At 55.6% G+C, this 24,360-nt stretch carries 27 protein-coding genes; 10 read left to right on the forward strand and 17 right to left on the reverse strand.

The window, feature by feature from the left end; genetic code table 11:
* Window positions 1–24: 24 nt before the first annotated feature.
* Genes E3E30_RS02520 through E3E30_RS02530 form a run of 3 tightly spaced genes read right to left on the reverse strand, consistent with a single transcriptional unit; the run spans window position 25 to window position 4,194 of the window.
* Window positions 25–2,526 (reverse strand): DEAD/DEAH box helicase, encoded by a 2,502-nt coding sequence (locus tag E3E30_RS02520; protein ID WP_167728886.1) that lies wholly within the window; start codon window positions 2,524–2,526, stop codon window positions 25–27.
* Between the two features lie 36 nt (window positions 2,527–2,562).
* A complete protein-coding gene (locus tag E3E30_RS02525; RefSeq protein WP_167728333.1) occupies window positions 2,563–3,039 on the reverse strand; it encodes an Lrp/AsnC family transcriptional regulator in 477 nt (158 codons plus the stop codon).
* Between the two features lie 27 nt (window positions 3,040–3,066).
* Entirely contained in the window at window positions 3,067–4,194 is a 1,128-nt protein-coding gene (locus E3E30_RS02530) for a tyrosine--tRNA ligase (RefSeq protein ID WP_167728887.1), read from the reverse strand.
* A 123-nt stretch (window positions 4,195–4,317) separates the two neighbouring features.
* Between E3E30_RS02530 and E3E30_RS02535 the strand changes: the two genes are divergently transcribed.
* The 7 genes from E3E30_RS02535 (at window position 4,318) to E3E30_RS02565 (ending at window position 13,389) form a co-directional block, all read left to right on the forward strand.
* Window positions 4,318–5,412 carry a DUF4350 domain-containing protein gene (locus E3E30_RS02535; RefSeq protein WP_167728334.1) on the forward strand — a complete coding sequence of 365 codons (1,095 nt, stop codon included), beginning with the start codon at window positions 4,318–4,320 and terminating at the stop codon, window positions 5,410–5,412.
* A 71-nt stretch (window positions 5,413–5,483) separates the two neighbouring features.
* Window positions 5,484–6,923 carry an extracellular solute-binding protein gene (locus tag E3E30_RS02540; RefSeq protein WP_167728335.1) on the forward strand — a complete coding sequence of 480 codons (1,440 nt, stop codon included), beginning with the start codon at window positions 5,484–5,486 and terminating at the stop codon, window positions 6,921–6,923.
* Between the two features lie 149 nt (window positions 6,924–7,072).
* The gene (locus tag E3E30_RS02545; RefSeq protein ID WP_167728888.1) at window positions 7,073–8,917 is read left to right on the forward strand and encodes an iron ABC transporter permease; all 1,845 of its coding nucleotides are present in this window, start codon (window positions 7,073–7,075) and stop codon (window positions 8,915–8,917) included.
* Between the two features lie 13 nt (window positions 8,918–8,930).
* The gene (locus E3E30_RS02550; protein ID WP_167728889.1) at window positions 8,931–9,995 is read left to right on the forward strand and encodes an ABC transporter ATP-binding protein; all 1,065 of its coding nucleotides are present in this window, start codon (window positions 8,931–8,933) and stop codon (window positions 9,993–9,995) included.
* Window positions 9,996–10,027: 32 nt separating this feature from the next.
* Entirely contained in the window at window positions 10,028–10,606 is a 579-nt protein-coding gene (locus E3E30_RS02555) for a DUF447 domain-containing protein (RefSeq protein ID WP_167728336.1), read from the forward strand.
* 73 nt (window positions 10,607–10,679) lie between these two features.
* On the forward strand, window positions 10,680–12,683 hold the full coding sequence (locus E3E30_RS02560) for a metallophosphoesterase (protein ID WP_167728337.1): 2,004 nt from the start codon (window positions 10,680–10,682) through the stop codon (window positions 12,681–12,683).
* A 64-nt stretch (window positions 12,684–12,747) separates the two neighbouring features.
* Window positions 12,748–13,389, forward strand: a complete 642-nt coding sequence (locus E3E30_RS02565; protein ID WP_167728338.1) for an alanyl-tRNA editing protein — start codon at window positions 12,748–12,750, stop codon at window positions 13,387–13,389.
* Here the strand turns inward: E3E30_RS02565 and E3E30_RS02570 are convergent.
* The 3 genes from E3E30_RS02570 to E3E30_RS02580 form a co-directional block, all read right to left on the reverse strand.
* Window positions 13,386–14,567 (reverse strand): hypothetical protein, encoded by a 1,182-nt coding sequence (locus E3E30_RS02570; RefSeq protein WP_167728339.1) that lies wholly within the window; start codon window positions 14,565–14,567, stop codon window positions 13,386–13,388. The genes E3E30_RS02565 and E3E30_RS02570 overlap by 4 nt on opposite strands.
* A gap of 65 nt (window positions 14,568–14,632) precedes the next feature.
* Window positions 14,633–15,628, reverse strand: coding sequence for a TIGR01177 family methyltransferase (locus E3E30_RS02575; RefSeq protein ID WP_167728340.1), 996 nt, complete (start codon window positions 15,626–15,628; stop codon window positions 14,633–14,635).
* 24 nt (window positions 15,629–15,652) lie between these two features.
* Entirely contained in the window at window positions 15,653–16,183 is a 531-nt protein-coding gene (locus E3E30_RS02580) for a GNAT family N-acetyltransferase (RefSeq protein WP_167728341.1), read from the reverse strand.
* 53 nt (window positions 16,184–16,236) lie between these two features.
* Here E3E30_RS02580 and E3E30_RS02585 point away from each other — a divergent pair, with 53 nt between their 5' ends.
* Together E3E30_RS02585 and E3E30_RS02590 are read left to right on the forward strand one after the other, a co-directional pair.
* A complete protein-coding gene (locus E3E30_RS02585; protein WP_167728342.1) occupies window positions 16,237–16,713 on the forward strand; it encodes a ferritin family protein in 477 nt (158 codons plus the stop codon).
* A gap of 45 nt (window positions 16,714–16,758) precedes the next feature.
* Entirely contained in the window at window positions 16,759–17,061 is a 303-nt protein-coding gene (locus tag E3E30_RS02590; RefSeq protein ID WP_042689990.1) for a ferritin family protein, read from the forward strand.
* A 2-nt stretch (window positions 17,062–17,063) separates the two neighbouring features.
* Here the strand turns inward: E3E30_RS02590 and E3E30_RS02595 are convergent, their stop codons facing one another.
* From E3E30_RS02595 to E3E30_RS02615, 5 genes are all read right to left on the reverse strand, one after another.
* On the reverse strand, window positions 17,064–17,447 hold the full coding sequence (locus tag E3E30_RS02595) for a DUF2283 domain-containing protein (RefSeq protein ID WP_167728890.1): 384 nt from the start codon (window positions 17,445–17,447) through the stop codon (window positions 17,064–17,066).
* A 124-nt stretch (window positions 17,448–17,571) separates the two neighbouring features.
* Window positions 17,572–18,096: a ferritin family protein gene (locus E3E30_RS02600; RefSeq protein WP_167728343.1), complete on the reverse strand. Its 525-nt coding sequence runs from the start codon at window positions 18,094–18,096 to the stop codon at window positions 17,572–17,574.
* A gap of 3 nt (window positions 18,097–18,099) precedes the next feature.
* Complete coding sequence (locus E3E30_RS02605; RefSeq protein WP_167728344.1) at window positions 18,100–18,450, reverse strand: iron-sulfur cluster assembly protein; 351 nt, start codon at window positions 18,448–18,450, stop codon at window positions 18,100–18,102.
* The gene (locus tag E3E30_RS02610) at window positions 18,451–18,810 is read right to left on the reverse strand and encodes an iron-sulfur cluster assembly protein (RefSeq protein WP_167728891.1); all 360 of its coding nucleotides are present in this window, start codon (window positions 18,808–18,810) and stop codon (window positions 18,451–18,453) included.
* A gap of 32 nt (window positions 18,811–18,842) precedes the next feature.
* Window positions 18,843–19,433: a hypothetical protein gene (locus E3E30_RS02615; RefSeq protein ID WP_051482158.1), complete on the reverse strand. Its 591-nt coding sequence runs from the start codon at window positions 19,431–19,433 to the stop codon at window positions 18,843–18,845.
* An 82-nt stretch (window positions 19,434–19,515) separates the two neighbouring features.
* On the opposite strand from E3E30_RS02615, the gene E3E30_RS02620 reads away from it, so the two are divergent.
* Window positions 19,516–20,499, forward strand: a complete 984-nt coding sequence (locus E3E30_RS02620; RefSeq protein WP_167728345.1) for a DUF996 domain-containing protein — start codon at window positions 19,516–19,518, stop codon at window positions 20,497–20,499.
* A 27-nt stretch (window positions 20,500–20,526) separates the two neighbouring features.
* Here E3E30_RS02620 and E3E30_RS02625 read toward each other — a convergent pair whose 3' ends face one another.
* From E3E30_RS02625 to E3E30_RS02650, 6 genes are all read right to left on the reverse strand, one after another.
* Complete coding sequence (locus E3E30_RS02625; RefSeq protein ID WP_167728346.1) at window positions 20,527–20,874, reverse strand: desulfoferrodoxin family protein; 348 nt, start codon at window positions 20,872–20,874, stop codon at window positions 20,527–20,529.
* Between the two features lie 10 nt (window positions 20,875–20,884).
* Window positions 20,885–21,046 carry a rubredoxin gene (gene rd / locus E3E30_RS02630; RefSeq protein WP_167728892.1) on the reverse strand — a complete coding sequence of 54 codons (162 nt, stop codon included), beginning with the start codon at window positions 21,044–21,046 and terminating at the stop codon, window positions 20,885–20,887.
* A gap of 79 nt (window positions 21,047–21,125) precedes the next feature.
* On the reverse strand, window positions 21,126–21,641 hold the full coding sequence (locus E3E30_RS02635; RefSeq protein WP_167728347.1) for a rubrerythrin family protein: 516 nt from the start codon (window positions 21,639–21,641) through the stop codon (window positions 21,126–21,128).
* Between the two features lie 136 nt (window positions 21,642–21,777).
* A complete protein-coding gene (locus E3E30_RS02640) occupies window positions 21,778–23,007 on the reverse strand; it encodes an FprA family A-type flavoprotein (protein WP_167728893.1) in 1,230 nt (409 codons plus the stop codon).
* Between the two features lie 76 nt (window positions 23,008–23,083).
* Window positions 23,084–23,629 (reverse strand): methyltransferase domain-containing protein, encoded by a 546-nt coding sequence (locus E3E30_RS02645; RefSeq protein WP_167728348.1) that lies wholly within the window; start codon window positions 23,627–23,629, stop codon window positions 23,084–23,086.
* Window positions 23,629–24,360: a hypothetical protein gene (locus E3E30_RS02650; protein WP_167728349.1), complete on the reverse strand. Its 732-nt coding sequence runs from the start codon at window positions 24,358–24,360 to the stop codon at window positions 23,629–23,631. Before E3E30_RS02650 ends, E3E30_RS02645 begins: the two co-directional genes overlap by 1 nt.

Consider the following 24,360-nt stretch of genomic DNA (forward strand, 5'->3'; position numbering starts at 1 on the left):
GGGTGTCACTTTAATTTGCCCTCTTTAACTCCGGATAATTCTCCCCTCCTCTATTTCCCTTCTGAGGAGCTTTGCCTCTTCCTCCGCCCTCTTCACGCGGAAGACCCTAGCGATTCTCTCAACAGCCTCAAGCTTCCTGACGATGCCATCTAACCACGTGAAGACGTCGCCCGGGTAAACGATTAGGCCGTAGACCTTCCTGAAGTGCTCCGCTATCTGGGTCGGGTGCTTCCCGCTCCTGCGAAGCTCGATTATGAGGTTCCCAACGCGCTCCATCGCGTATTCTGTGCAGTCTTCCTCACCGCACATGAAGAACTCCTGATAAATCGTGAACAGCCTCTCGGCCGCGTTCGGGCTAAGCTCCGGGATGACCTTGTCGAGCTCCTCGAGGATGGAGGCGAAGCTCGGCGAGAAGACGTTGGCGCTTATCCTGCCTCTCACGGCCCCCTCAAGCTCCCGCTGGAGCGTTCCGCTTAGATACAGGTTCTCGAAGGGGTGAAGCTTGAGCGCAATCCACCTCGCGGGCTTCTCCCGAAGGTTCCTCCTTATGAACTCAGCCTCCTTCGGAAGCAGAAAGCTCATGCTAACGGCCCTTCCGTAGGGCGTGACCTCGACGAGGGGCTTTTTGAGCCTTACGAGCTCAAACTCCTCCAGCTTCTCCAAGACCTTCTCGGCGCTCTGGTTGGCCCCTAAGCAGCGCTCCTGAACCTCCTCGATAACGTTAAGCCGGTTGAAGACGCAGGAGTGAGCGAGAACGTTGTCCTGCTCAAGCTCGTCGCTCCACTCAACCTGAACCGGTTCTATCGGCGCGGTAAGGAGCTTGAAGGCAACCTCCTCCTCGGTGCCCTCCATCTGGGCAGAATACTTTCGCCCGGGCTCGACTATGAGGTAAACCTTACCCTTCTCGTGGTAGAGGGGCCTTCCAGCTCGCCCGAGCATCTGGTGGAACTCTCTAACAGAGAGCCACTTGTTGCCCATGGCGAGGCTCTCGAAGATGACCTGAGAGGCAGGGAAATCAACGCCCGCTCCCAGCGCGGCGGTTGTGACAACGACGTCGAGCCTTTGAGCTAAGAACTCCATCTCGGTGAGCTTCCTCTGCTTGTAGGGCAGACCGGAGTGGTAGGGCTTCGCGCGGAGGCCCTTGCTCGTGAGGTAGGCGGAAAGCTCGTGCGTGCGCTTCCTTGAGAAGGTGAAGACTATCGTCTGCCCCTTGTAGCCCTGCCTCGACTTCCTCATCGCTTCCGCCCTGCAGAGGTTGGCTATGTGGCGCCACTTCTCGGACTCGTTGCGCGCTATGATGATGTGTCTCTCCAAATCAACCGGCCTCTCGTCGTAGAGCACCAGCTTGAGGCCGAGTTCTTTGGCCAGCTCCTCAGGATTCCCGACGGTTGCGGAAAGGCCTATGAACTGGGCCTTCGGGTAAAGTCTCCTCAGCCTCGCGATTAGTCCGTCGAGCCTTGGTCCGCGCTCCTCGTCGTCGAGCGTGTGTATCTCGTCTATAACAATCGTCCCGACGTTCCCTATCTTCCTCCCCGCCCTGAGAAGGTAGTCTATTCCCTCGTAGGTTCCCACTATGATGTCAGCGTCAATGCCGGTATCCACAACCACCAGCTCGTCCCGGGTCTTTATGCGGCTCATTCCAACGCGAATGGCAACGCGGAGGCCGAGCTTCGAATACCTCCTCTTAAAGTCCTCATATTTTTGATTCGCCAGGGCCACGAGCGGGACCAAGAAGAGGAGTTTTTTGCCCTCCATCGCCTTGGGGACTCCAGCTAATTCGCCGATTAGCGTTTTACCGCTCGCAGTCGCGGAAACGACGAGTAAGTTCTCTCCCTCAAGGAGGCCGTTCTTGACGGCCAGGCTCTGAACGGGGAGGAGCTCCCTTACGCCCTCGGCCTTCAGAACTTCCTTAAACCTCTCCGGAAGCGGGAGCTCGTCAACGCGAATCTTTTCGACCTTGACGTGCTTGGCCTTCAGCTCGTCCCACTTGGTAACTTCCGGGTGCTTCGTCGGGTCGAAGCGCGGGTCGAAGGCATACAAAACCTTATCGAGGTCTCTAAAGCGGTCGAGGAGCTTCTTCGCCTGCTCGAACATCGCTATGCTGTTAAACCTAAACCTGAGCTCCCTCTTCAGCTCGTCCTCCGCACAGCGCTCGCAGATGTACTCGTTGCGGTACTTTATTCTGTTGCCGGGCGTCAGGACTGTTATCCTGCCCTCAAGGAGGCAGAGACGGCACAGCTCGGCCTTTTCCACTCTTTTGTTCTGGAGCCTTCTCTTAAAGTAGTCCTCCCATTCGTCCGCGGTGACGAGAACGATTCTCGCCTGGCGAAGGAGCTTTTCAATCTCCTTTGGGTTGCGGTAGTTGCTCCCCTCCAGGACCTTGAAGAGCCTTCCCTCTCTCATTATGAGGCGGAATATCCTGTCAGCCTTCAGGTTCTTCATCTCGCTCAGCTTTTCTGGCTCATTCTCGATAAAGAAGGCCTCAAGCTCGTTCTTCTTCCTTCCGGACCTGATTACGAAGAGCATCTTAACCGCCTCGGCCAGCCGTCCACTCATCACACATCAGAGTCGGGAGGCGTCCTCATCGGCGAGCCAGCAGTTCTTGAGCTCCTCGACGACGAGGTTCGCCTCGATTGAGAGCGCGTTTACGCCGAAGGTCTTTTTCAGACTCTTCAGGAACTCCCTGAGCTCATCCATGTCCCTGAATTCTCCCTTCAGCAGTACGTTGTGGTCTCCGGTTTTTAGGTAGAGGAACTCGACGTTGTCGAGTGAGGCAAGCTCGCGGAGCATGCTCCTAGTGTAGGGGTCAACGTCCTTGAGCCTGATGAAGATTAGGGCTGTAACGAGATTCCCGAGGAATGCCGGGTCAATCACCGCCGAGTAGCCCTTAACCGCGCCGAGCCTTTCGAGCTTCTCAAGCCTGCTCTTCACGCTCGCTGGGGAGAGGTTGACCCTTTTTCCGAGCTCGGTCAGCGTAATCCTGCCGTTTGAGCGGAGGATTCTCAGAATTTCCCTGTCCTTCTCGTCAATTCCGGGCATTGTATCACCGGCAAATGGAAAGGAAAATCAGCGGGTAATCTTGACCTGCCTCATCAGTTCAAGGGGCTCAGGGTGCTTCTCAAAGTACTCACGAACCGGCTTGAGGAGCTCGATGAGGTATTCCGCTACCGCGTTCTTGAGGTCGAGCGGGTGGAGCTTCCCTTCCGCGAAGTCCTTCTTGAGCTCCTCGAAGGTGGTGTAGGTGACGTCGCCGCCGAACTTGGCCGGGCGGTGTATGGTGAACTCGGTCGGCTCCTCGCGGAAGATTATGTGCTCGGCCCAGTCGAGGACGGGGTTGTACTTAACTTCCCTCGCAGGACAGAAGGCCTTCCTGAGCTTTTGCTTAATCTCCTCGGGGCTGTCGTGAATGAAGACAGCGGAGTAGGGCTTGCTCTTGCTCATCTTCATCTGGGTTTTAAGCTCTTTAAACTGCTCCTCGCTCTCAATGGGCCAGACCGGCGGTTCCTGCAGGCCAAGGAGGAGGTGGTGGTGTAAAGCAACGGGCTTGAGCTTCTCGCCGTTCCATTCGAGGGCGTGGTAGCGGAGCTTCTGGGCAACTTCAATGGCTATGACGTGGGCCTTCCTCTGGTCCATTCCGGCGTGCGCTATGGTGACGCCCTGGTAGAAGATGTCAGCAACCTGCATCGCCGGGTAGATGAGCTTGGCGAAGTCTATTGACTCGCCCATCTGGCGCCCCATTATCGTTATCGAGCGCATCATCCTCGCAAGGGTGACGTTCTTGGAGATGTCTATCACCGTCTGCCAGTAATCACCTTTCTCCAGTATCTCGCTGGCCAGAACGAACTCGACCTTGTCGGGGTCTCCGCCCATGACCTTGATGCTCTGCTTCATTCCCTCCTTGAAGTAGCTCAGCGCAACCTTCTGGATGACCTCAAGGTCTCCGCCGAGCTTGTCGTTTATCCAGCTGTGCCAGTCAGCTAAAAAAATCCTTGTCTTTATCCCCGCCTTCTGGAGGTCGGCTATCTTTGCTCCGGCCATGAGTCCGGTTCCGAGGTGAATGTAACCGCTGATTTCGAAGCCGATGTAGTGCTGCATCGGGATTCCAACCTCGAAGAGGTGCCTAAGATTCTCCTCGGTGAGGAGCTCCTCCGTCGGCTTGCGCTTTATGAGCTGAATCTTTTCCTCAACGTCCATCACTACCACCTGAGCCTGAAACGGCAGAAGGCTTTAAGGGCTTTGCGGAAGTTTTTCCGCCCTGTTAAACTTTCGGGCGATAAGATTTATAACCGCATTATCGCTAAAGGGGACGGTGATACCATGAAGAAGGTTGCAATGTTCCTGGCGGCAGTCGTTCTGCTGTCGGTTTTTGGGGTGGTTGCCAGCCCAGCGGTCAGCGCCGCTGACACCGGCAAGGTGGTTATAGCGGTGGACCTCGCCCACGGCGAGAACCCCAAGGGCCTCGACGACGTTACCTACAAGGGCAAGGTTCTGACGCAGGGAATGCTTAAGACCTTGACGGACTACACCTTCGTTTACTTCGGCGACCCCAAGTACGAAAGCGACCTTGGAATCAAGAGGCTCGGTGACAAAATCACCTACGACGCGCTCAAGAACAACAACGTTACCATCCTCATCCTTGGCCAGCCCAGCAGCCCGCTCCTCCCGGAGGAGATTAAGGCCATAAGGCAGTGGCTTGAGGAAGGCGGCAAGGTTCTTTGGGTCGCCGGCGATTCCGACTACGGAAACGGTGCCAAGACCCAGCAGTTCGTCAACAGCCTCCTCGACCAGCTCAACATAACCAACCTTCGTGTTGACCTCGCCTCTGTTGAGGATGCCCAGAGCAACGCAGGTGGAAAGTCCTACCGTGTCGTTGCCTACGATGACCCCTGGAAGGACACCCCGAAGAGGGAGATACTCGTTCAGAACCTCAAGTACGGAGGTAAGGTTCTCGCTCACGGTCCGGGCGTTGTTGCCTGGGTTGACGGCAAGGATGGAAGCGGTGACTGGCACCCGCTCAAGCCAGACGTCAAGCCCGACAACGCCTACGTTATAATCCACTCCAACTCAAGCTCTGACATCACCGAGAACAACGCTCCAGCTGCAAACGCTTACCAGGCCGGTCAGACCGGCGAGTTCCCAATCGTCGCCGCCCAGATTGTCAAGGTCAACGGCAAGAACGATGTCATCATCGTCAGCGGTGAGACCCCGATTGGCGGCTACGAGCCCATGTGGGCGAGCGAGTACTACGGCGTCAAGCTCGACGGCCCGACCGTCATTACGAACATCCTCCAGTGGAGCCTTGAGATGACCAAGGCCAGCGAGGAGAGCAGCGGAAGCAGCGGAGGAATCTGCGGCCCGGCCTTCATCGTTGGTCTTGCCGTCCTTCCGCTCCTCCTCAGGAGGAGGAAGTGATTTCCCTCTTTTTTATACCTTTGAACCAACACGCTTTTTAAAGGGAGTCCGAAAAAGGGGTGGGGATTGCCATGAGGCGCATGCTTGGAATCCTCCTTATACTCGTTTTGGGTCTCAGCGTCGTGGCCAGCGGCTGTATTAGCGGAGGAAGCAGCGGCAGTAGCGGAACCAGTGGAATCACCCTCGTTATCGTCACCAGACACGATGCCACAATCCAGTACAAGGTCAAGGAGCTCTTCCTCAAGAGCGACATTGCGAAGCAGTACCACATCACCGACCTGAAGTTCATAGGCGTTCCCGAGTCTCTCTGGCCTGAGTACATCAAGAAGGGCGCCGACGTCGGCTGGGGTGGAGGCCCGACCCTCTTCGACGACATGTACAAGATGGGCTACCTCGCGCCGATAACCGACCAGAAGGTTCTCGGTCTCATCGGCAAGCAGATTCCCAAGGAGCTTGCCGGAATGCCCATGATTAGGGAGGAGGACGGTAAGGTCTACTGGATTGCCGCCGCGCTTTCATCGTTCGGTTTCACCGTTAACAAGCAGGTTCTCGAGAAGCAGGGGCTCCCGTTCCCGCACAAGTGGGAGGACATAGCCACCGCCGACTGGGCCCGCGACCCGCCGATGTACGGTATAGCCGACCCGACCAGGAGCACCTCGAACACGAGGATTTACCAGATTATCCTCCAGGCCTTCGGCTGGGACGAGGGATGGAGAATTATGACCCTCATCGCGGCCAACTCCAAGGTTTACGAGGCGAGCGATGCCGTCATCAACGGTGAGATTGCCGCCGGAAACACCATCGACTTCTACGGCTACACCGCCATGAAGCAGAACCCGAACTGTGTTTACGTTATCCCCGAGGGGGAGAGTATCATCAACGGTGACCCGATAGCGCTCCTCAAGTACAGCAAGCACCCCGAGGCGGCCCAGGCCTTCATCTACTGGGTCCTCACCGAGGGCCAGGCAGTCTGGATGAGCCCGGACATCAACAGGCTTCCGATTAACGCCGAGATATTCAACAAGACCATCACCGAGGAGGAGGCGAAGGTTCTCTTCAAGGGCAACTACGCCGGCGAGACCTTTGCCAAGGCCCGCCCGACCCTCCTCAAGGCCTACAAACTCTCCATCTCGAGCAAGGGCATTCCGTTCGACGACAACAGGGCCCTGAAGACCGTTAACGCCCTCCAGTACTACTTCAAGGCCACCCTCATTGACGTCAACGGCCCGCTCCACCAGGCTTGGATTGCCATAGTCAACGCCTACAAGAACGGCAAGATAACCAAGGAGCAGTTTGAGCAGCTCAAGGACGAGCTTACCGCACCGATTCAGTTCAAGGACCCCGAGACCGGCAAGATGGTCACCTTCACCGAGGAGTACGCGGCCAAGATAAACGACAAGATTGCCACTGACGCCGGCTTCCAGAGCCAGCTCACCCAGGAGTGGAGGAACGCCGCCCAGGCCAAATACCAGAAGGTCATGGACGACCTCAAGAAGATGGAAGGAAGCTGACCTTTCTTTTCTTCATTTTGACAGGACAAAGTTAAGAAAAGCCATTCTCTCTCCCCAAACTTTCCAGACTCTTTTCAGAAACCTTTAAAACGAGCCCGCAAATCCTAAGGTAGTTGCGAGTGGTTAAAAACCGCGAGGAGGTAACGCTAATGAAGGTCAGCAAGTGGAGTGAAAAGCTCTTCGGAACCCCGTTGCCGGACCCAGTTGTCATAGTCTCCTTCCTCTTCCCGCTGCTCTACCTGGTGGCGTTTCTCGTGATTCCGGTCATAGTAATGCTCGGAACGGCCTTCAAGTACAACGGACACATCTCCCTCTACTGGTTCAAGAGCATCCTTAGCTCGAGCTACTATGTGAACTTCCACCCGGACGGATACCTCGTCAAGACAACGATTTACGGAGGGCAGGAGGTCTATCACTTCTCGGGCTGGGACTTCGGTGTCATCCTCAACTCAATAATCGTCTCGATAAGCGTCATGATTCTGACCACGCTCCTCGGAACGTTCTTCGCCTTCATAATGGCCCGCTACGACTTCCCGGGCAAGAACATAATGAGAATCCTCCTGTTCATCCCGCTCCTCGTTACCCCCTTCGTCAACGTCGTCGTTGTCAAGAAGATGTTCCTCCCGGATGGAATCATCAACTGGATTTTCTACGAGCACCTGCACCTCTTCCCGAAGCCGATATGGATTGACGGTCTCGTCGGTGTCATCATCGCCCAGACGATAACCTACTATCCGATAGTCTACCTCAACGCCTACGCGAGCTTCATCAACATCGACCCCAGCCTCGAGGAGCAGGCCGAGAACCTCGGCAGCAAGGGCTTCCACCTCTTCAGAACGGTCACGCTTCCCCTCGCAATGCCGGGAATAATGGCCGGTGCGATACTCGTCGGCATCTTCAGCCTTGAGGACCTTGCCGCGCCGATAGTCTTCCAGGGAAGCGCCATAGCCAAGAAGCTCATGTCCTACCAGATTTACAGCTCCTTCGTCTCCGGCTTTGCCGTCGGCAACCCGCAGATGGCAGCTTTGGCCTTGATAATGCTCACCATCGCCCTCATAATGTTCCTCGCCGTCCGCTGGTACGTCGGCCTCAAGCAGTACGCCATGCTCAGCAAGGGCGGCAGGTGGAAGCCGAGGGTTGCCAAGCCCAAGCCGTGGCAGGCCCTCATCATCGCGTTCGTCGCCGTTCCGCTCCTGCTGATAACCATCTTCCCGCAGATTGGTGTCGTCCTGCTCGCTTTCTCGAAGACTTGGTACGGCACCTGGCCGAGCGGGTTCACCCTCGAAAACATGAAGGCCATAATCACCCAGCCCGACATAGAGCGCGTCATCATCAACAGCCTCCTCTACTCGACCGTGGCTATATTCATCATCATCCTGCTCTCGCTTACTGCTTCCTACGCCTCCGGCAGGTTCAAGAAGGCCAAGCTCGCCCCGATACTCGACAGCCTTGCCACCATACCAATAGCGGTTCCTGGAATCGTCATAGCAATGAGCTATTTCTTCTTCTTCTCGACGGTCCCGCCGTTCAAGGGCACAATCCTTGACCCCACCAACCTGCTGTACTTCTTCCCTGGAGCGGCGCTCATACTGGCCTACTCCATCAGGCGTCTGCCATTCGCGGCGCGCTCGATTTCCGCCGGCCTTCAGCAGGTCCACGTTTCGCTTGAAGAGGCCGCCATGAACCTCGGCGCCGGAAGGTGGAAGGCCCTCACCAGCATACTCCTTCCCATGATTTCCCTCAACCTGCTCGGTGGAGCGATGCTGAGCTTCGTCTACTGTATGAGCGAGACCAGCGTCGGCATCACCCTCGGTTCCATCAACTCTACCTGGTACCCGATAACCGCCAAGATGAGGGAGCTCATCATCGGAGCCGTTGGAAGCGCCAACCTCGCGGCGGCGCTGGGTGTCTTCCTCATGCTCGTGCAGATAACGGCCATAGTTATAGCCAACATCATAACCAAGCAGAGGTACTCGTTCATCGGTCTTACCTGAGGTGGTGATTGAGATGGTTGACGTTAAGCTTGAGAACATCGTGAAAACCTTCGATGGAACGACCGCGTTAAAGGGGATAAGCCTTCACATAAAGCACAAGGAGCTCTTCACCCTGCTCGGCCCGAGCGGGTGTGGAAAGTCCACGACCCTGAGGATTATAGCGGGCCTCGACTACCCCGACAGCGGACACATCTACTTCGGCGACGAGGAGGTCACCTATCTCCCCTCCTACCAGCGCGGTGCCGTTCTCGTCTTCCAGAACTACGCCCTCTGGCCCCACATGACGGTCTTCGACAACGTCGCCTACGGTCTCAAGATTAGGAAGGTCCCCAAGGAGGAAATCAAGAGGAAGGTCGAGTGGGCGCTCGAGCTCGTCAAGCTCAAGGGCTTCGAGAACCGCTATCCAACCCAGCTTTCCGGTGGACAGCAGCAGCGTGTTGCCATAGCCAGGGCTCTCGTTGTCGAGCCGAAGGTCCTCCTCCTTGACGAGCCGTTGAGCAACCTCGACGCCAAGTTGAGACTTGAGATGCGTTCGGAAATCAGGAGAATCCAGCGTGAGCTCGGAATCACCGTCATCTACGTCACCCACGACCAGGAGGAGGCGATGGCCATAAGCGACAGGATTGCAGTCATGAATGTCGGAACCGTTGAGCAGGTCGGAACACCAAGGGACATCTACGAGAGGCCGAGGACCGAGTTCGTGGCGAGCTTCATGGGCAAGACCAACGTCATCCCGGCTAAGGTCGTCGAGAGGAATGGCGACAAGGTTACCGTTGAGTTTGAGAGCTTCCACCTCGACGGGCTCCACTACACCGAGAAGAGCGACAACGTCGTCCTCGTCATAAGGCCGGAGCGCATAAAGTTCAGGCCCGGCGAGAACACAGTCTCGCTCGAGGGAACCGTTGACCTCATCGAGTACTACGGCTTCTTCACCGAGGTCGTCGGCCTCTTCGGCGAGACGAGAATCATAGCCAGGGCAATAAGCGACAAGGAGATAGCCAACCTCAGGCCGACCCAGCCGGTTACCTTCTACATCGACAGGGACGACATAATCGTCCTCCCCAAGCAGAACCTCTGATTTTTTCTTCTCCCTTTGGCCCGGTGGTAGGAATGCTCGACGTTTTCGAGGAGGGGAAGGTTTACGAGGTTCTTCTCGTCACGCGCTCGAACGTTACACCCGTTGGCGTCGTCCGGGAGGGCGAAAGGCTGAGGTTCAAGCTCTTCCCCGGGAAAAGCTTTCGCGAGGTTCTTGAAACCGGTAAGGCCTCAATTCAGCTCACCAACGACCCCGAACTGCTCGTCAGAACCGCTCTGAACCTTCCCGTCGAGCTGGAGTTCGTTGAGGTGAAAGGTCACCGCTGGATTAAAGGCCTTCCCGGCCTCTACGGGCGGGTGGAGTGGAAGGTTGAGCGCTGGAAAGATGAACTCGGCGAGACAGAGGTTCTGCTCTGTGAGCTGATTCCAGAAGGCGAAATCGAGGGAACTCTGCCACTCCGACCGTTCAGCAGGGCCGACTGCCTGCTCGTTGAGATGGCAGTGCTCTTCACGCGCTACCTCGTGAAACCGGAGGAGAAGCTAAGGGCCAGAATTCTGGAGATGCACTCCCTCTATAGACACCTCGGTGGTCGTTCCGCAACGGCCGACCACATGGTATCTTTTTTGACAGGGAAGACTCAAAAGGGACATTAAATGGTGTCCCTTTGGACAGGTTTCGAACGGGAAAGGTTTTAAGAGCATTCTCTCCCCTCTCAACGGTGATACCATGGCCAGACGGCTGTTGGCTCTGTTAATAGCTTTTGCGACCGCACTTTCTGCACTTGGAGCGGTTCCAGCGCTGGCTCAGGACTACTCAACGACCTACAGCGACTACGTTTACCTGCCCGCGCCCGTTGTTCCGGCCTTCGCAATTCCTGGAGGCACATTCAAGCTCTACCCCAAGGAAGGCCTTCAGGTTGAGTCAGTGACTGCCGTTTCAATCCTTCACGGCCCGTACGACCTTCAGATAGTCTCGAAGGACGACAAGTCCATCACCCTGCAGACCCCCGACGACATTGCCCCGGATGACTACTTCCTCCTCATAAAGACCGACAAGGGAACCCTCGTCCTCCCGAACGGTCTGAAGGTCTTCAAGGAGTGGCCGAAGACCCTCAAGATTGCCTGGACGAGCGACACCCACGTCACAACCGGCGCAAAAGTCGGTTTCGTCTGCGACCAGTACTTCCAGAGCAACGTCTACAAGCTTGAGGAGATGTGCTCGAACCCGATTCCGCTCCACAGCGTTGTGGCAACTTACAGCGCCTACCAGTACTGGGCCATGAACGGTGCTACCATAATGATAAACACCGGTGACGAGGTTGACACGAGCGGTGACGTTACCGGATACCAGATAATCTACAACATAACCAAGCTCGCCTCCGCTTCCGGCCTTCCGGTCGTTGGAATCAAGGGCAACCACGACGACCCGCCTACCGTTTACACCCAGGTTCTCGGCCCCAAGTACTTCTACGTCACCATCGGCAAGTTCATCATAATCGGCCTTGACACCGGAGGAGACCGCGGTTACCCGACGATGGACGAGATTGAGTGGATGGAGAAGGTCCTCGACGAGCACAAGGGTTACATTCCAATAGTCCTCTACCACCACCCGTACTTCTTCAACCCGCGCTGGAACTACCTTGGCGGTGTTATCAAGGACCTTGACCCGAGCACCGATTGGGACCAGATTAAGGAGTACGTCGGTCGCTACTGGGGTGCCGACCAGGAGGTCGCGAAGCGCTTCCTTGAGGACGTCGTTAAGTACAACATCCCGCTCACGATGAGCGGTCACATCCACCACGACATGTACTGGCTCTACATCGACAAGGAGGGCCACAAGCACTACTTCCTCACCCTCACCTCGACCGGTGCTCCCGACAAGGAGCCCAACCCGCCGGCCAACCCGAGGCACAGCCCGACCTGGTACGGAAGCAACTTGGTCGTCATAGATGAGAACGGCAACGTAGAAATGCCCTACACCCCCGTCAAGATTGAGAACGACAAGGTCAGGAGCGACTTCATCAGCGTCCCCGTTCCGCAGGAGTTCATGATATTCAAGCACCAGACGGGCTTTGGAACCGCCCTCAAGTTCATCAACGAGCTCAACAACAGCGTTACCGGTCCGATTGTCATCCCGGTTCCGGCCAACGCCAAGGTTGACCCGAGCGTCACCAACGTCACCTACAAGGTTATAGCCTCAAGGGAGATAGCCGGCCAGTACTACATGCTCCTCAACGTGACGATTCCACAGGGAGTCTCCCAGCTCGTCGTTGACACCGGAAAGGACACCGAGAAGCCGGTCGTTCAGATTGCCTACCTCCAGCCCAGCCACCCCAAGCCCGACTCACAGTTCACCGTTTACTTCACCGCCCAGGACAACCTTGGCATCAGGGACCTCTACGCGGTTCTCTACGACTCGAACGGCAACATCGTCAAGTACGGTAAGGTTGACAAGTTCCCGGCCGAGCCCTCAAGCGGAAAGCCCGGCGACACCTTCTACATCGTCGAGCTTCCGGGACTCAAGGCAGGCAAGTACAAGCTTGAGATAGTGGCCGAGGACTTCTACGGAAACAAGGCCGTCGTCACCAAGGAGCTCAACATAGCCGAGAGCAAGCCATCCGCGGGCTCGACTACTCCGACGTCAACTGCCAAAGAGAAGGGCGGAATCTGTGGACCGGCCGCGATAGTCGGACTCGCCATAGCCCCGCTCCTCCTCAGGAGGAGGAAGTGATTTCCTTCTTCCCTTTTTCGATATTCATTTAAACCTCGGTGCCCTCTTTTCTACGGTGGTTTAAATGACCCGCAAGCTCTACTACGAGGACGCCTACCTCAAGGAGGCCAAGGCGAAGGTTCTTGAAGTGAAGGATAACGCCCTGCTCCTCGACCAGACGATTTTCTACCCGACCGGCGGCGGCCAGCCCCACGACAGGGGAACGATAAACGGCGTTGAGGTTCTGGACGTCTACAAGGACGATGAAGGCGACGTCTGGCACGTCGTTGCGGAGCCGGAAAAGTTCAAGCCCGGCGACGAGGTTGAGCTCAAGCTCGACTGGGACTACCGCTACAAGCTGATGAGAATCCACAGCGCCATGCACCTCCTCGAGCACGTCCTCAACGTCGTCCTGCCAGAGAAGTGGGAGCCCTACGGAAGCGGAATGAGCGCCGAGAAGGGCAGGCTCGACATCGTTTACCCGGAGAACGTGAACAAGTGGAAGCAAGAAATAATCGAGACCTTCAACAGGCTCGTTGACGAAGGCGGAGAGATGAGAATATGGTGGGAAGGTGACACCCGCTACACCCAGATAAGGGACTTCGAGGTCATTCCCTGCGGGGGAACCCACGTGAGGGACATAAAGGAAATCGGCCACCTGAAGAAATTCAAGCGCTCCAGCCTCGGAAAGGGAAAGCAGAGGCTCGAAATCTGGCTTGAGGACTAATGCTTCCTCGACAGGTAAAGGGCCAGCAACGATATCACCAGTGCACTTCCGCCGAGAATCTCGGCCAATCCGATTTCCATCCTTTTCTTTGGCTTCCAGTAGGAGCTATTCTTTGCGTGAATCTCTACGCTGTATCTGTCGTCTTTTGGTACTCCCCAGAGGAGGTTTATGAGTGCGGCAGCCTCCGTTCCGGTGTATTCGTTGAAGTACACATTTCCCCCGCCAAGAACCCACAGGTATCCGCTTTGAAAGCCCACAGTGAGCTTTAGGGCACCTCGGGGTATTCTGGAACCGCATTTTTTCAGATGGGGCCCTTCGAGGCACACCCTTCCACCTTCCACTTTGAGGCTTAGCTTTTCTTCATCCTGTGTAACGAAGCTGGCCAGCGTGAAGTCTTCGCCCTTCCACAGAAACTCCAGCTTGATTAGAATCTCTCTCCACGGCCTGCCGTCTCCAAAATAATAACCTTCCTTGTAGTTGTAGACAAGCCACCACTGCCTTTTCTCCCTGTGGGGAACGAGGGCATATCCGTACGCGCTGTCTATGTACTTCGCTCTCCTGCCCGATAGCTTAAGGATAACCCTCCCACGGGGCTTCCAATCGCTTACATCCACCCAGTAATACGTTCCCCTCCCTTCAGGTGTTTTTAGAACGCTTTGGTTTTCCCAAGAGACCTCGACCCTGAGGGGTAGGTTGGAAACATAGGTTCCGTTGTCGTAGACAGTGTGGCTCTCCAAGTAAACCGCAACAAGTTTCCAGGGTGTTTCAATCTCAAACCTGCCTTCACCAGTCTTTTTGAAGGGTATCTTAACAAGACGAAACTCCGTTGAGAGCGCTCTAACTTCGGGAGGGTGCATGTAAATCCCGTAGCGTGGATGGACGGTGACGTTAAGCTCACAGTTTGATTCCAGGTAGAGCGTTGAGTTGGAAGGAACCCCCATATTCAGATAGTCCTGGAGGTCAACGCTTCCACTGCCGTTTACGGGAAACGCAAAATCCTGAACAAGACTCCCATCATCAAAGGTTCCGAAAACCCAAGATGAGCACTCCGAGGTGTAGTTGATTAGAATGTCGTCGAGCTCCTGGCCATGTGACGGGTGAAACTGAAAGGTGGCGTTCCATGCCGAAACCCATGGAAGGGACAGCAGGAGTGCCAAGAGCAACACGCCGCGTCTCATAATTTACCCATGTAGTCAAGAACAATAAAAACTTTTTGGATTGGTAATCAGTTCGGGACACCCTTTCACTTCTCGAACACGTAGAAGTACCTCTCGAGGCTCTTGTGAACCCTCTGGTAGTAGCGTCCGAGCGTTTTGAAGCCCAGCTTTTCGGCCTCGCCCTTTCCGTCGAAGCTCGTCGGAAAAGCTACCGCGAGCCTTCCGCTGGGTTTAAGGACGCTGTGGATGCTCTTCAAAACCGCCCTGTAGAGCTCGTCCCGCCTCCTTCCCGCGAGTGTCGCAGCGGTTCCGTAGGGAGGGTCAGTTGCTACCGCCTCGAACTCCTTTCCCGGAAAGAGCTCTTCAAGTCTCGTCGCGTCGCCGAGCTTCAGCTCGAAGTCTCTGACTCCGTAGTGCCGGAGGTTCATCTCGGCCCCTTCAACCATCTCGGGCTTTATGTCAACGCCGTAAACCTTGAGCCCGAGCAGGCCAGCCTCGATGAGTATCCCGCCGGCTCCCATCATGGGGTCGAGGAGCTCTTTAGTGGCCTTCGTCAGGTTCACCAGCGCGCGCGAGACCCTCGGGTGGAGCGAAATCGGCCGGAAAAACGGCCTGTGGTGGGCCTTTCTCCTCTCAAAGTCCTTAGGGTCGAAGAAGCGTAGCCTTATCCCCGCGTAGAGCCTTTCACCGCAGTAAACGCGGACGAGCGTGTCAGGCCTTGAGAGGTTCACGCGGTGACCCTGGGAGTGAATCACCGCCCCGAGCTTCCTCGGCAGGTCGAGGACGTCGTGCCTGCAGTTGGCCATCGTCTCGGTGTCGACCTTAAACGTGCCTTCAATCGGCCAATCCACCTCTCTGGCCTTCCTGAGGAGCTCGTCAACGGACTCTGCCTCAACCAGTAGCTCACCGTATTCGTGAGCCAATCCGAGGCGGTCGAGGAAGGGGAAGGCCCTCTCGGGAGCGTCAACCTTCAGAAAGAGGTAGTCCTGGCCGACTATCTTCCCTCCCCCGAGTTCGAGCATCGCCTTTACCTCGTCCCTCGCCATCTCCGGCAGGTTTCCGAGTATCTCAACGTAGAGCATGTTCCAGCCTCCCATGAGGGGTTTTTAAGGTTGTTCCCACCTGAGCACCACGAACTCCTCGTAGTCCATGACCTTCTCAAAGCCCTTCCTGATGTAGTAGCCGTAGGCCTCAAGCCAGGGAAACGTTACAACGTAGGGCGTCTTTCCGAGCTCAAGGAGCCTCCTCACCGCGAAATCGAGCAGGGCCTTTCCGTACCCCCTTCCCCTGTATTCCGGGTGGGTCATGAAGAACTCAATGAGGCCCGTCCTCTCGTTCTTCAACTCATCGGGAACCCAGTGGATTTCCTTGCCTTGGAGGTTGTAAACGAGCGCCACGGTTCCGGCGATTCTTCCACCCTCCCTCAGCAGGTAGAGCTCGTCGAACTCCTCTCCGAGTCTGAACTCGAGAAACGGCTCGTAAACCTGCCTGAAACCTTCGAAGTCGTCCGGCGAGGGCTTCTCCTCAACCCACTCCAGGGCGGGATAAGCGCCGTTCGTTGAGCGGTAAACATCGAAGACGAACCTCAAAAGCTCTTCCTTCAGGGCGAGCGGGTCTTTGACCATCTCGATACCCATCTTCGTCCCCCAAAGGTTATTAGGGTCGGGGTTAAAATAACTGTGGTGGTTTTATGGACGAGCTTGAGGCTTTAGCTTTGGCCCTGGAGGTTGAGAAGGCCGAGATGCGCTTTTACCTCGACCTCGCGAGGAGGACGAAGGACGAAAGGGCCAGAAAGATGTTCCTTTTCCTGGCCAAGGAGGAGGCCGACCACTGGGCGGAGTTCGAGGAGAAGTTCCTTGAGCGCGTCGCAGAGGAGTGCAAGTTGCCAGCCGTAAGTGAAGAGCTCCTCGAAAAGCTTCTCGTCAAGGCTGGGGAGATTGAAAGCGAAGTCGATGCCGTGAGGATTGGAATGGAGCAGGAAAAGCTCACGTGGGAGTTCTACGAGAAGGCCGCGAAGGAAGCAAGGCACGAGTCGGTTAAAAGGCTCTTCGAGGAGCTGGCGAAGATAGAGAAGGCCCACTACGAGTTGCTCAAAGCGCAGTATGACTCGGTGATGAAGACCGGCATCTGGATGGACTACCAGGACTTCAGCCTTGAGGTGGACTGACGCTTTCCTTTTGTGGATTCTGGGAGTTTGATGGGAGGTGATACCATGCTGGCTAAATACCCGTTTGAGTTGCCGAAGGACCGGCCGTTGAGCAAGAAGGAAATCGCCCAGGCCCTGCGCTGGGCCATCGAGGCCGAGCTCGACGCGATAAGCTTCTACGAGCAGTTGGCGGAGCACATCGAGGACGAGAAGATTAGGCACGTCTTCCTCGACGTCGCCAACGAGGAGAAGGAGCACTTTGGAGAGTTCCTGGCGGTTCTCTTCGCCGTTGACGAGGAGCTCGCGAAGTATATGAAGGAGGGCTTTGAGGAGGTTGAAGAAGAAACGGGGATAAAGGTGGAGCTTTGAGCTCAGATGTTGATGGAAGAAACCATTGGTGGAACTCCTAAATTCGCCACTTCTAAGACCTTGGAGCGCTCTCTTTCTTTTCTACGATGGGAGATGACCAGCGAGAGTTTTAGCTTAACGGTTTTTTCATCGATGGTTATCTCCGCGTGAAGTCTCCTGATGTTCTTCAAAAGGTGTCTGTCAATTCCAAATTTTTCTGAAGCGTTTAACAGCTCAAACCCCACAATGGTCTGTTTTTCACTGGAGGGAATTCTTCCAAAATCGAGGATTAAGTCATCGCCGACCATGATGGAGTACTCATACTTCCGATTAGGAACGCTCACGAACAGAGAATCCACTACCGGGTCGTAGTCAATGGGTTGTACCCCTCTAACACTTCTCTCCATCTTCACTCACCCGGATACGTCTGCTTGCAGGCTGTGGAAATGCGGTAATCACGGTTAGTCTCATCTTGCTCTTCCGTTCCCTCGCTTCAACGACAATGACCAGATAATAAGAGAAGACAGGACATCAGGGCCCCACATGCATCATCTGGTCGTACATTGCCCAGTCTAGGAGGAGCTCATATTCAGCTTTAAGGTTGTAGTAGTGGCCCAACTCCATGTCGCTGAGGTAGCGCATTAGCCTCTTCTTCCTCTCGTCCTCGACCATGTTCTCAAGCTCGGCGTAGAACTTAGCCGCTATCTCCTCGGCCTTCATCGCCCACCGGATTAGGTCTATTATGTCTTCCACTTTATCAAGCTTCCTGGCAACGGGCTGGAGCTCCGGTCCTATGTGCTCCTTCGGAAAGACCACTTCCTTTCCGGGGAAGAAGTCGGTGTAAATCTTCCTCAACAGTTCCTCGTGCTTCTTCTCCTCGCCGGCGAGCCAGCTCACCTTTTCCTTCAGCTCTCCTATCTCGATCCTCTCTGCGAGGCTCTCGTAGAACTCCCTCGCGCCGATTTCGGCCTTTATGGCCATTCCGAGAAGTTCTTCAAGCGAGAAGTCCTTAATCCTTTCGAGGGGAAGCCCCTCGTCGAGTTCGGGCGGAACCATACATCATCCCTCCGCTAAAAGCAGTCCAAGTTCGTTATACGCCTTCACGGTATTAAACCCTTCCGTTTTAAGAATCGAAACTATCTCGTCCAGTATCTTCCTCTGGACGTTTATCGCCAGCATCTGGCAGAAGTGGCATTCAGGCGTTGAGCGCGCCATGAGGAGAAAAACGTCAACTCGCTTACCTTCAACTGTGAGGCCGTAGACGAGGCCCTCCTCGACGATGTTGAGGCCGGTTTCAGGGTCTTTAACCCTCTCAAGCAACTTCACAACGCGCTTGACTTCCCCGGGGATGTCCTTCCTCGGACCCGGCTCCGATCTCTTTCTGGGCCGTAAAAAGTCCAGGAGGGGCATTCAAACCCTCTCTCCCGAGATATCTTCAGGCCTGTAGCCCTTCCTGTTCTCGAACTTTCCAATAACGTTGTTCCCGAGGTCGTAGACGTAGACGTTGTCGAACTTGACGAGGGCAAACCGCTCCATTATGTCGCCGATTATCTTGGAGTACGCTATGGGGCTCTCGCCTATGATGTTGTACTCGGCGTGGCTCTCGAAGCGAAGCCATATTTTGAGCGTGTCGTCGGTGACCTCAAGGCCCGCCACAACGCCAGAATCGAGGATGTCGCCACCGGTAACCGGGTCGGTTATTTTCTTCAGCTCCTCGATGACGGCCCTGTATGGCTCGGGCCACTCCCTATCTGGACTGTAAACCTTCATTTCTCTCACCGATTCCCACTTCGACTGGTCAGTTATAAGCCTTCCTGGGCAGAGTTGAGAACTTTAGCCGAGGGATACGAGAGGAGCAGAGAGGTTATCCACAGCGACACGGAAGCCGTGTAGAGCAGGAGCGCCGGCAGGGAGCGGTAGTAAATCGCGTTCACCACCGTGAAGGCCACGAGGAGCCATGCGGACAGGCGGGCCATTGAGGCAGGTTTTTTCGGCGAGTTCGAGTAGAAAGCCACCGCATCCATGAGCAGGAGAAGGGAGATATCCGAGAACATCAAAAAAACATAGTTCCGAGGGTCTTCGCTCAAACCTATTGAAAGAACCATCAAGGCAATTTGAGCAAGCATCTCAAGCTTTGCTCCAACGAGGCCGCTCATAGAGAGAGCATAAACTATAAGCGCGGGCCCAAATATTACGAGGAAGGAGACGTTGAGGCCAATCATATGGCCCGTAAAGCCGAACGCCGTCATTAAACCTCCGGCGAGTATCAAATGGGATAACTTCTCTTTCCCAAGCCTGTTCCGCTCGACAAGCCTCGTCAGGTGCCAGGTGAGAAAGACGCCGACCAAGACGAGCGGACCGTCAACGGACATTACAAGAGCATACGAATCCATGACTCTCAACCATTGAACCTACGGCGTTAAGCCTTTAAACCTTGCCCAAAAGCTTTAAGTGTTAAAACTCAAAGTTTTATTGGTGATATTAGTGACAGTTAAAGGAAAGTTTGCTCCGGTTGGTGGCAGGGAATACCTGCTGGCCGGGAGTCTGCTGATGGTGCTGTCCAATCTCTTCGGCATTTTCTCACTTATAGCCTTTGGACTCGGGCTCGTGGTTTACCTGATTGGTCTCTACCTCTGGAGCGTGGACGTTGACTCAAGACCTCTGAAGCTGTTCCTGATTGAGACGGCTCTATTCCTAGTTGCCGTCTTCCTCCTCAGCTGGAGCCCGAAGTGGGTCCTCCTCAAACCCTCGTGGGACATTTACAAGCTCATTAACTTACTGGCACCGGCGTATCCTGCCTTTGTTGCCAGCGCACTCGTTTATAGACTCAGGATGGGCCTGTTCGCGGAGTCAACCGGGGAGCTGAACTTCAACCTAGCCGGGAATCTGTATCTCGTCGGTGCCCTGCTGTTCCCCGTCTTGATTGGCGTCGTTTTAATGAGTATCGCCCGCCTCGTGGAGGCCTACTCCTATTGGAATCTGCCCCTAGCTGCCAGGAAGGACGTTCCCTTCAACTTCTCAAAGAGGAAGGTTCTCGCGGTTTTCGTGGCTTCCCTGCTTCTCTCTCCGGTTCTCTTCAACGTTCCCTTCCCGAGCTACGATGGCTCGGCGCGCTCAAATGGCGTTGCCGTTTACTGGAGTACCTCTGACTCTCCTGCGGTCGTGGACGTTCTCATCAAGGTTCCCGAGAACTTCTGCGGGGCGGGGGTTTACGTTGATGGCATTAAAGTTGGGCAAAAGTACGAGTCAATGACATTCTGGGGCCCGTTCCAGTCACTCCTCGCCCTCTCCGGCGACGAGGTTATAAGATACCACGTGGAGCTCTTCAAGAGCCCTGAAAACGTGACGGTTATGGTATGCGTACGAAACGTCAAGTACGTGCACACCCTAGAAGGCTACGCTCAGGAATGGGTTGAGAACTGGACAAACATGACGTTCCAGCTCTCGGGAGAAAAATAACGGGGGTTGGGGCGGAAAAAAGAAAGCTCACTCGAGCGCGACCTCGTTCTCCCAGAGGCCGTGGATGTTGCAGTAGCTGAGCGCGTAGAGCTTGCCCTTCTTCTGAGTTCTGAAGAAGAAGACAGCCCTCGGCTCGGTCAGCGGGTCGCTGTGGTTGGTGAAGGCAACCCTGCCGACGAGAATCGGGAAGTTCTCCCCCTCTGGGTGGAAGTAGAGCTCAATCCACGCTATGTGGTGCTCCGGGGTGTTCGGGTGCGGTATCTCCTTGCCGACGCTGACCTCGACCTTGACGAGGTCGCCCTCCTTCTCGTACTCTATAACGGGGACGTGCTTCTCCCCCTTCCAGTCTCCACTCTTTATGGTTTCGCTCAGCATCTCAGCCACCTCACTCTATCTTTTCAAACTGGTCCTTGGGCGCACCGCAGAGCGGGCAGACCCAGTCCTCGGGAAGGTCTTCAAACCTGGTTCCGGGCTCTATCCCGTCCTCCGGGTCGCCCTCGTCCTCATCGTAGATGTATCCACAGATTATGCATCTCCACTTTGCCACTTCTTTCACCATTCTACTGTTGGCACTTCGGCCTTATAAGGTTTGTGGTTCAAACCTGTGGAACGGAAAAGCGAATGAATTACTCGAAGACCACGAACTTTTCGCCCGGCAGACCGCACACGGGACAGCGCTCCGGGGCCTCGTCCACGGCAGTGTAGCCACAGACCGGGCAGATGTAGACTTTCCCAACCTCTATATCCTCGCCCTTAGCAACGCTCTCTTTGGCCTTCTCGTAAAGCTCGGCGTGAAGCTTCTCGGCCTCAAGGGCGTAGTGTGTGCTCCTGACGGCCTCTTTCTCACCCTGGAACTCGGCGGCGTTCTTGTAAACGGGGTACATTTCCTCGACCTCGAAGGTCTCGCCCGCTATGGCTTCCTTCAGGTTCTCCTCGGTCTTTCCGAGCTTACCCAAAGCTATGAAGTGGTTTTTCGCGTGGACGAACTCCGCGTAGGCTATCGCTCTAAAAAGCTTGGCAACCTTCGGAAAACCCTCCTTCTCGGCCTGCTCGGCAAAAATCAGGTACTTCATGTGGGCCATGCTCTCGCCCGCGAAGGCGTCCTCCAAAAACTTCTTAGTCATAGCTCTCTCAACGGGCATGGAAAACACCGTAGGGAGATGGAAGCGAAAGTATATAACACTTTTCGAACCGGAAGTTCCAAAAGCCGAACAAAGTTTGCAGGGATTCCGAGGAAGGAGAGCGGAGTAAGAGAGATGGGAAAAGGATAGAAGGGACTCAAGAGGTCCACTCGACGAGCTTCCTTACGGCTTCCCTCAGTTTGGCCTCGTCCTCTTCGCTTGGCATTCCCTTGCTCTCTACGGTTGCAACGTGGTCGAACTTGCTCCTCGTTATCAGCGTCTCTATCTTCCTTCCTGCAACTCCGCCCCAGCCGAACGCTCCGACGATAAGGACGGGCTTCTCGTAGTTGGCCTTGTCGAGTATCTCGAAGAGCGTATAGCGTATGCGCGGGTGTATCTCGGCCTCGAAGGTGGATGCACCGATGATTATGGCTTCGGCACTCGGAACCTCGCCGAGGATGTCGCTGACGGCGGGAGCTTCCCTGTCGGTGAAGCGATAAACTACCGGCTTCTTTCCGAGCTTCCTGAGCTCGTCGAGCACTATCTCCATTCTCCGCTCAACGAAGCCGTACATCGAGTCGTAGATGATGAGAACCTTGTCCTTCTCGGGAACGCCGGCCCCGACGCGCTCGTAGAACTCGAAGATTCTCCTCGGATTGTGGCACCACGCTATTCCGTGCCCGGGCAGAATCATCCTGGCATCGTCAACGATTCCGAGGTTTTTGAGTTTCTTGATGTTCTGGACGATGTACTTGTGGTAGTGGCCGATGACGGTAACGATGTACTTGGTGACGTAAGGCAGATAGCGCTGAACGACCTCCTCGTCGCTGTCGTCTATCGTCTCTGGAATCGAGTAGCCACCGCCGGCGTCGCAGCTGAATATCAGCCTGTCCTCGACGACGTAGGTTATCATCGTGTCTGGCCAGTGGAGCCAGGGAACAGTAATGAAGCGGAAGGTCTTTCCGCCGATGCTCATCTCTTCTCCGTCCTTGACGACCCTGAAGTTCCTAACGACGTCTTTTCCGTAGAAGCCCTCGAGCAGGTTCCTCGCGAAGGCCGTTCCGATGACCTGGGCTTTATAGTTGTTGGCCTTGAGAACCTTTGGCAGTGCCCCGCTGTGGTCCGGCTCGGTGTGGTGGACGATGATGTGCGTTATCTCCTCCGGGTTCACGAGTTCCCTCAGCTTCTCGAGGAACAGGTCGGCGTAGTCCGCCTTGGTCGTGTCGAAGAGCACAACCGCGTCCTTCAGCTTCATCAGGTATGCGTTGTAGGTTATCCCCTCGGGAATGTACCAGGTTGCCTCGAAGTACTTAATTTCATCATCGTCAACCCTGATGATGTAGAGCTCCGGGTTGGTGCAGAGCTTCTCAACTCTGGCCTTCACCATGACTATCACCGGTTTTAGTTCGGTTTTCCGAATAAAAAGGTTTTCACGCGAGAAGGGGGAGCTTTGGTTTTCGGAACTATTCTCGCACCGGCCTCAAAATCACGAGGTAGTAAGGAAACCGCACCCTCGAGAGAACTACCTCAAAGCCATCAAGCTCAATCAGCCCCTCCCGCGGAATCTTCTCCTCCCTCGGCGGACCGCGCTCCGAGTCGGGGCACCACTCGATTACGAGAACGTAGTCCGCCCTCGACGCCCACCTCAAATAGCCCCGCCAGTCGCCGACCTCGTGGAGCGAGAGGGCGAAGGCGACGAGGTTCGGCCTCTCCGGGAGCTCGGGCGGTTTCTCGGAGAGGATTACCTCAACGTTCGCGATGCCCCTGCCCTCGATGTTCTCTTTCAGTAACTCTGCCATCTTCGGGTTCGCTTCGACCGCGTAGACCCTCTCAAAGACCCACGAGAGAGGAATGGTGAGGTAGCCGGTTCCGGCTCCGACGTCAACGGCAACCTTTCTCTTCATCCTTAGAGCCAAGAGATAGCGCAGTATCTCCTTTATTGGAAGCGCCCTCCTGCGCTCGGGGTTGTCGAGAGCGTCCGCGAAGGCGGGATTGAACGGCATGGCCATCACGTCAGGTAGAGTATCGCCAGCGTTAGGAGGTAGAGGAGCATCACGCTCCTGAAGACGCTCCAGCCGAGCTTTTTGATGTCCTCTATCTTGGCCACGTAAGTGGTGTCCTTCAGGTTTCTCACGAGCCTAACCGTTGGCTCGATGAGAGCTATTGCAAGGTAGGGGTTGTAGAGAACCACGATGAAAGCGGGAATCCAGGCTATCAGCGGGTACTTCCGCGGGAACTTCCTGAAGGCGAGCTTCGTCTCGACGTAAGCCGCTCCGATGGCCTCGTAGTAAGCCAGGAGGAACCAGAAGACGAGGACGTCGGTGTTTAAGGGCTTACCTGACACGGCCGGAGCGAAGAGGGCCGGGACAGCAGGTAGTAAGTTTCCGAGCGCATACGTTACCGGGTTCTTCCAGCCCTTTGCCCTGGAGAAGGCGAAATGAAGGGCGAAGATAACTCCAACAATGGCGAGGGGAATGACGAGTTCATCGACCGTTCCCCAGTAGAGCGTGGGAAGGAGATACGCCAGACCGTTGAGCCCCAGCGCGACGGCCATGTCCCTCAGCTTCCACGCGCGGTAGGAGTCGAAGGCGTAGTCGAAGGTGAAGAAAGTAACTAAAGCGACGGCGAGTCCGATTAGCCAGCCCCTCAGGTCGGCACCGCTGAGGAGTAAGCCACCAATCATGGCGAGGATTATCGTTCCTCCAGCCCCGGGCTCCCTCGGAACCCTAAAGATTCTCAT

The organism is Thermococcus sp. 9N3, assembly GCF_012027685.1.
Classification (GTDB): Archaea; Methanobacteriota_B; Thermococci; order Thermococcales; family Thermococcaceae; genus Thermococcus; species Thermococcus nautili.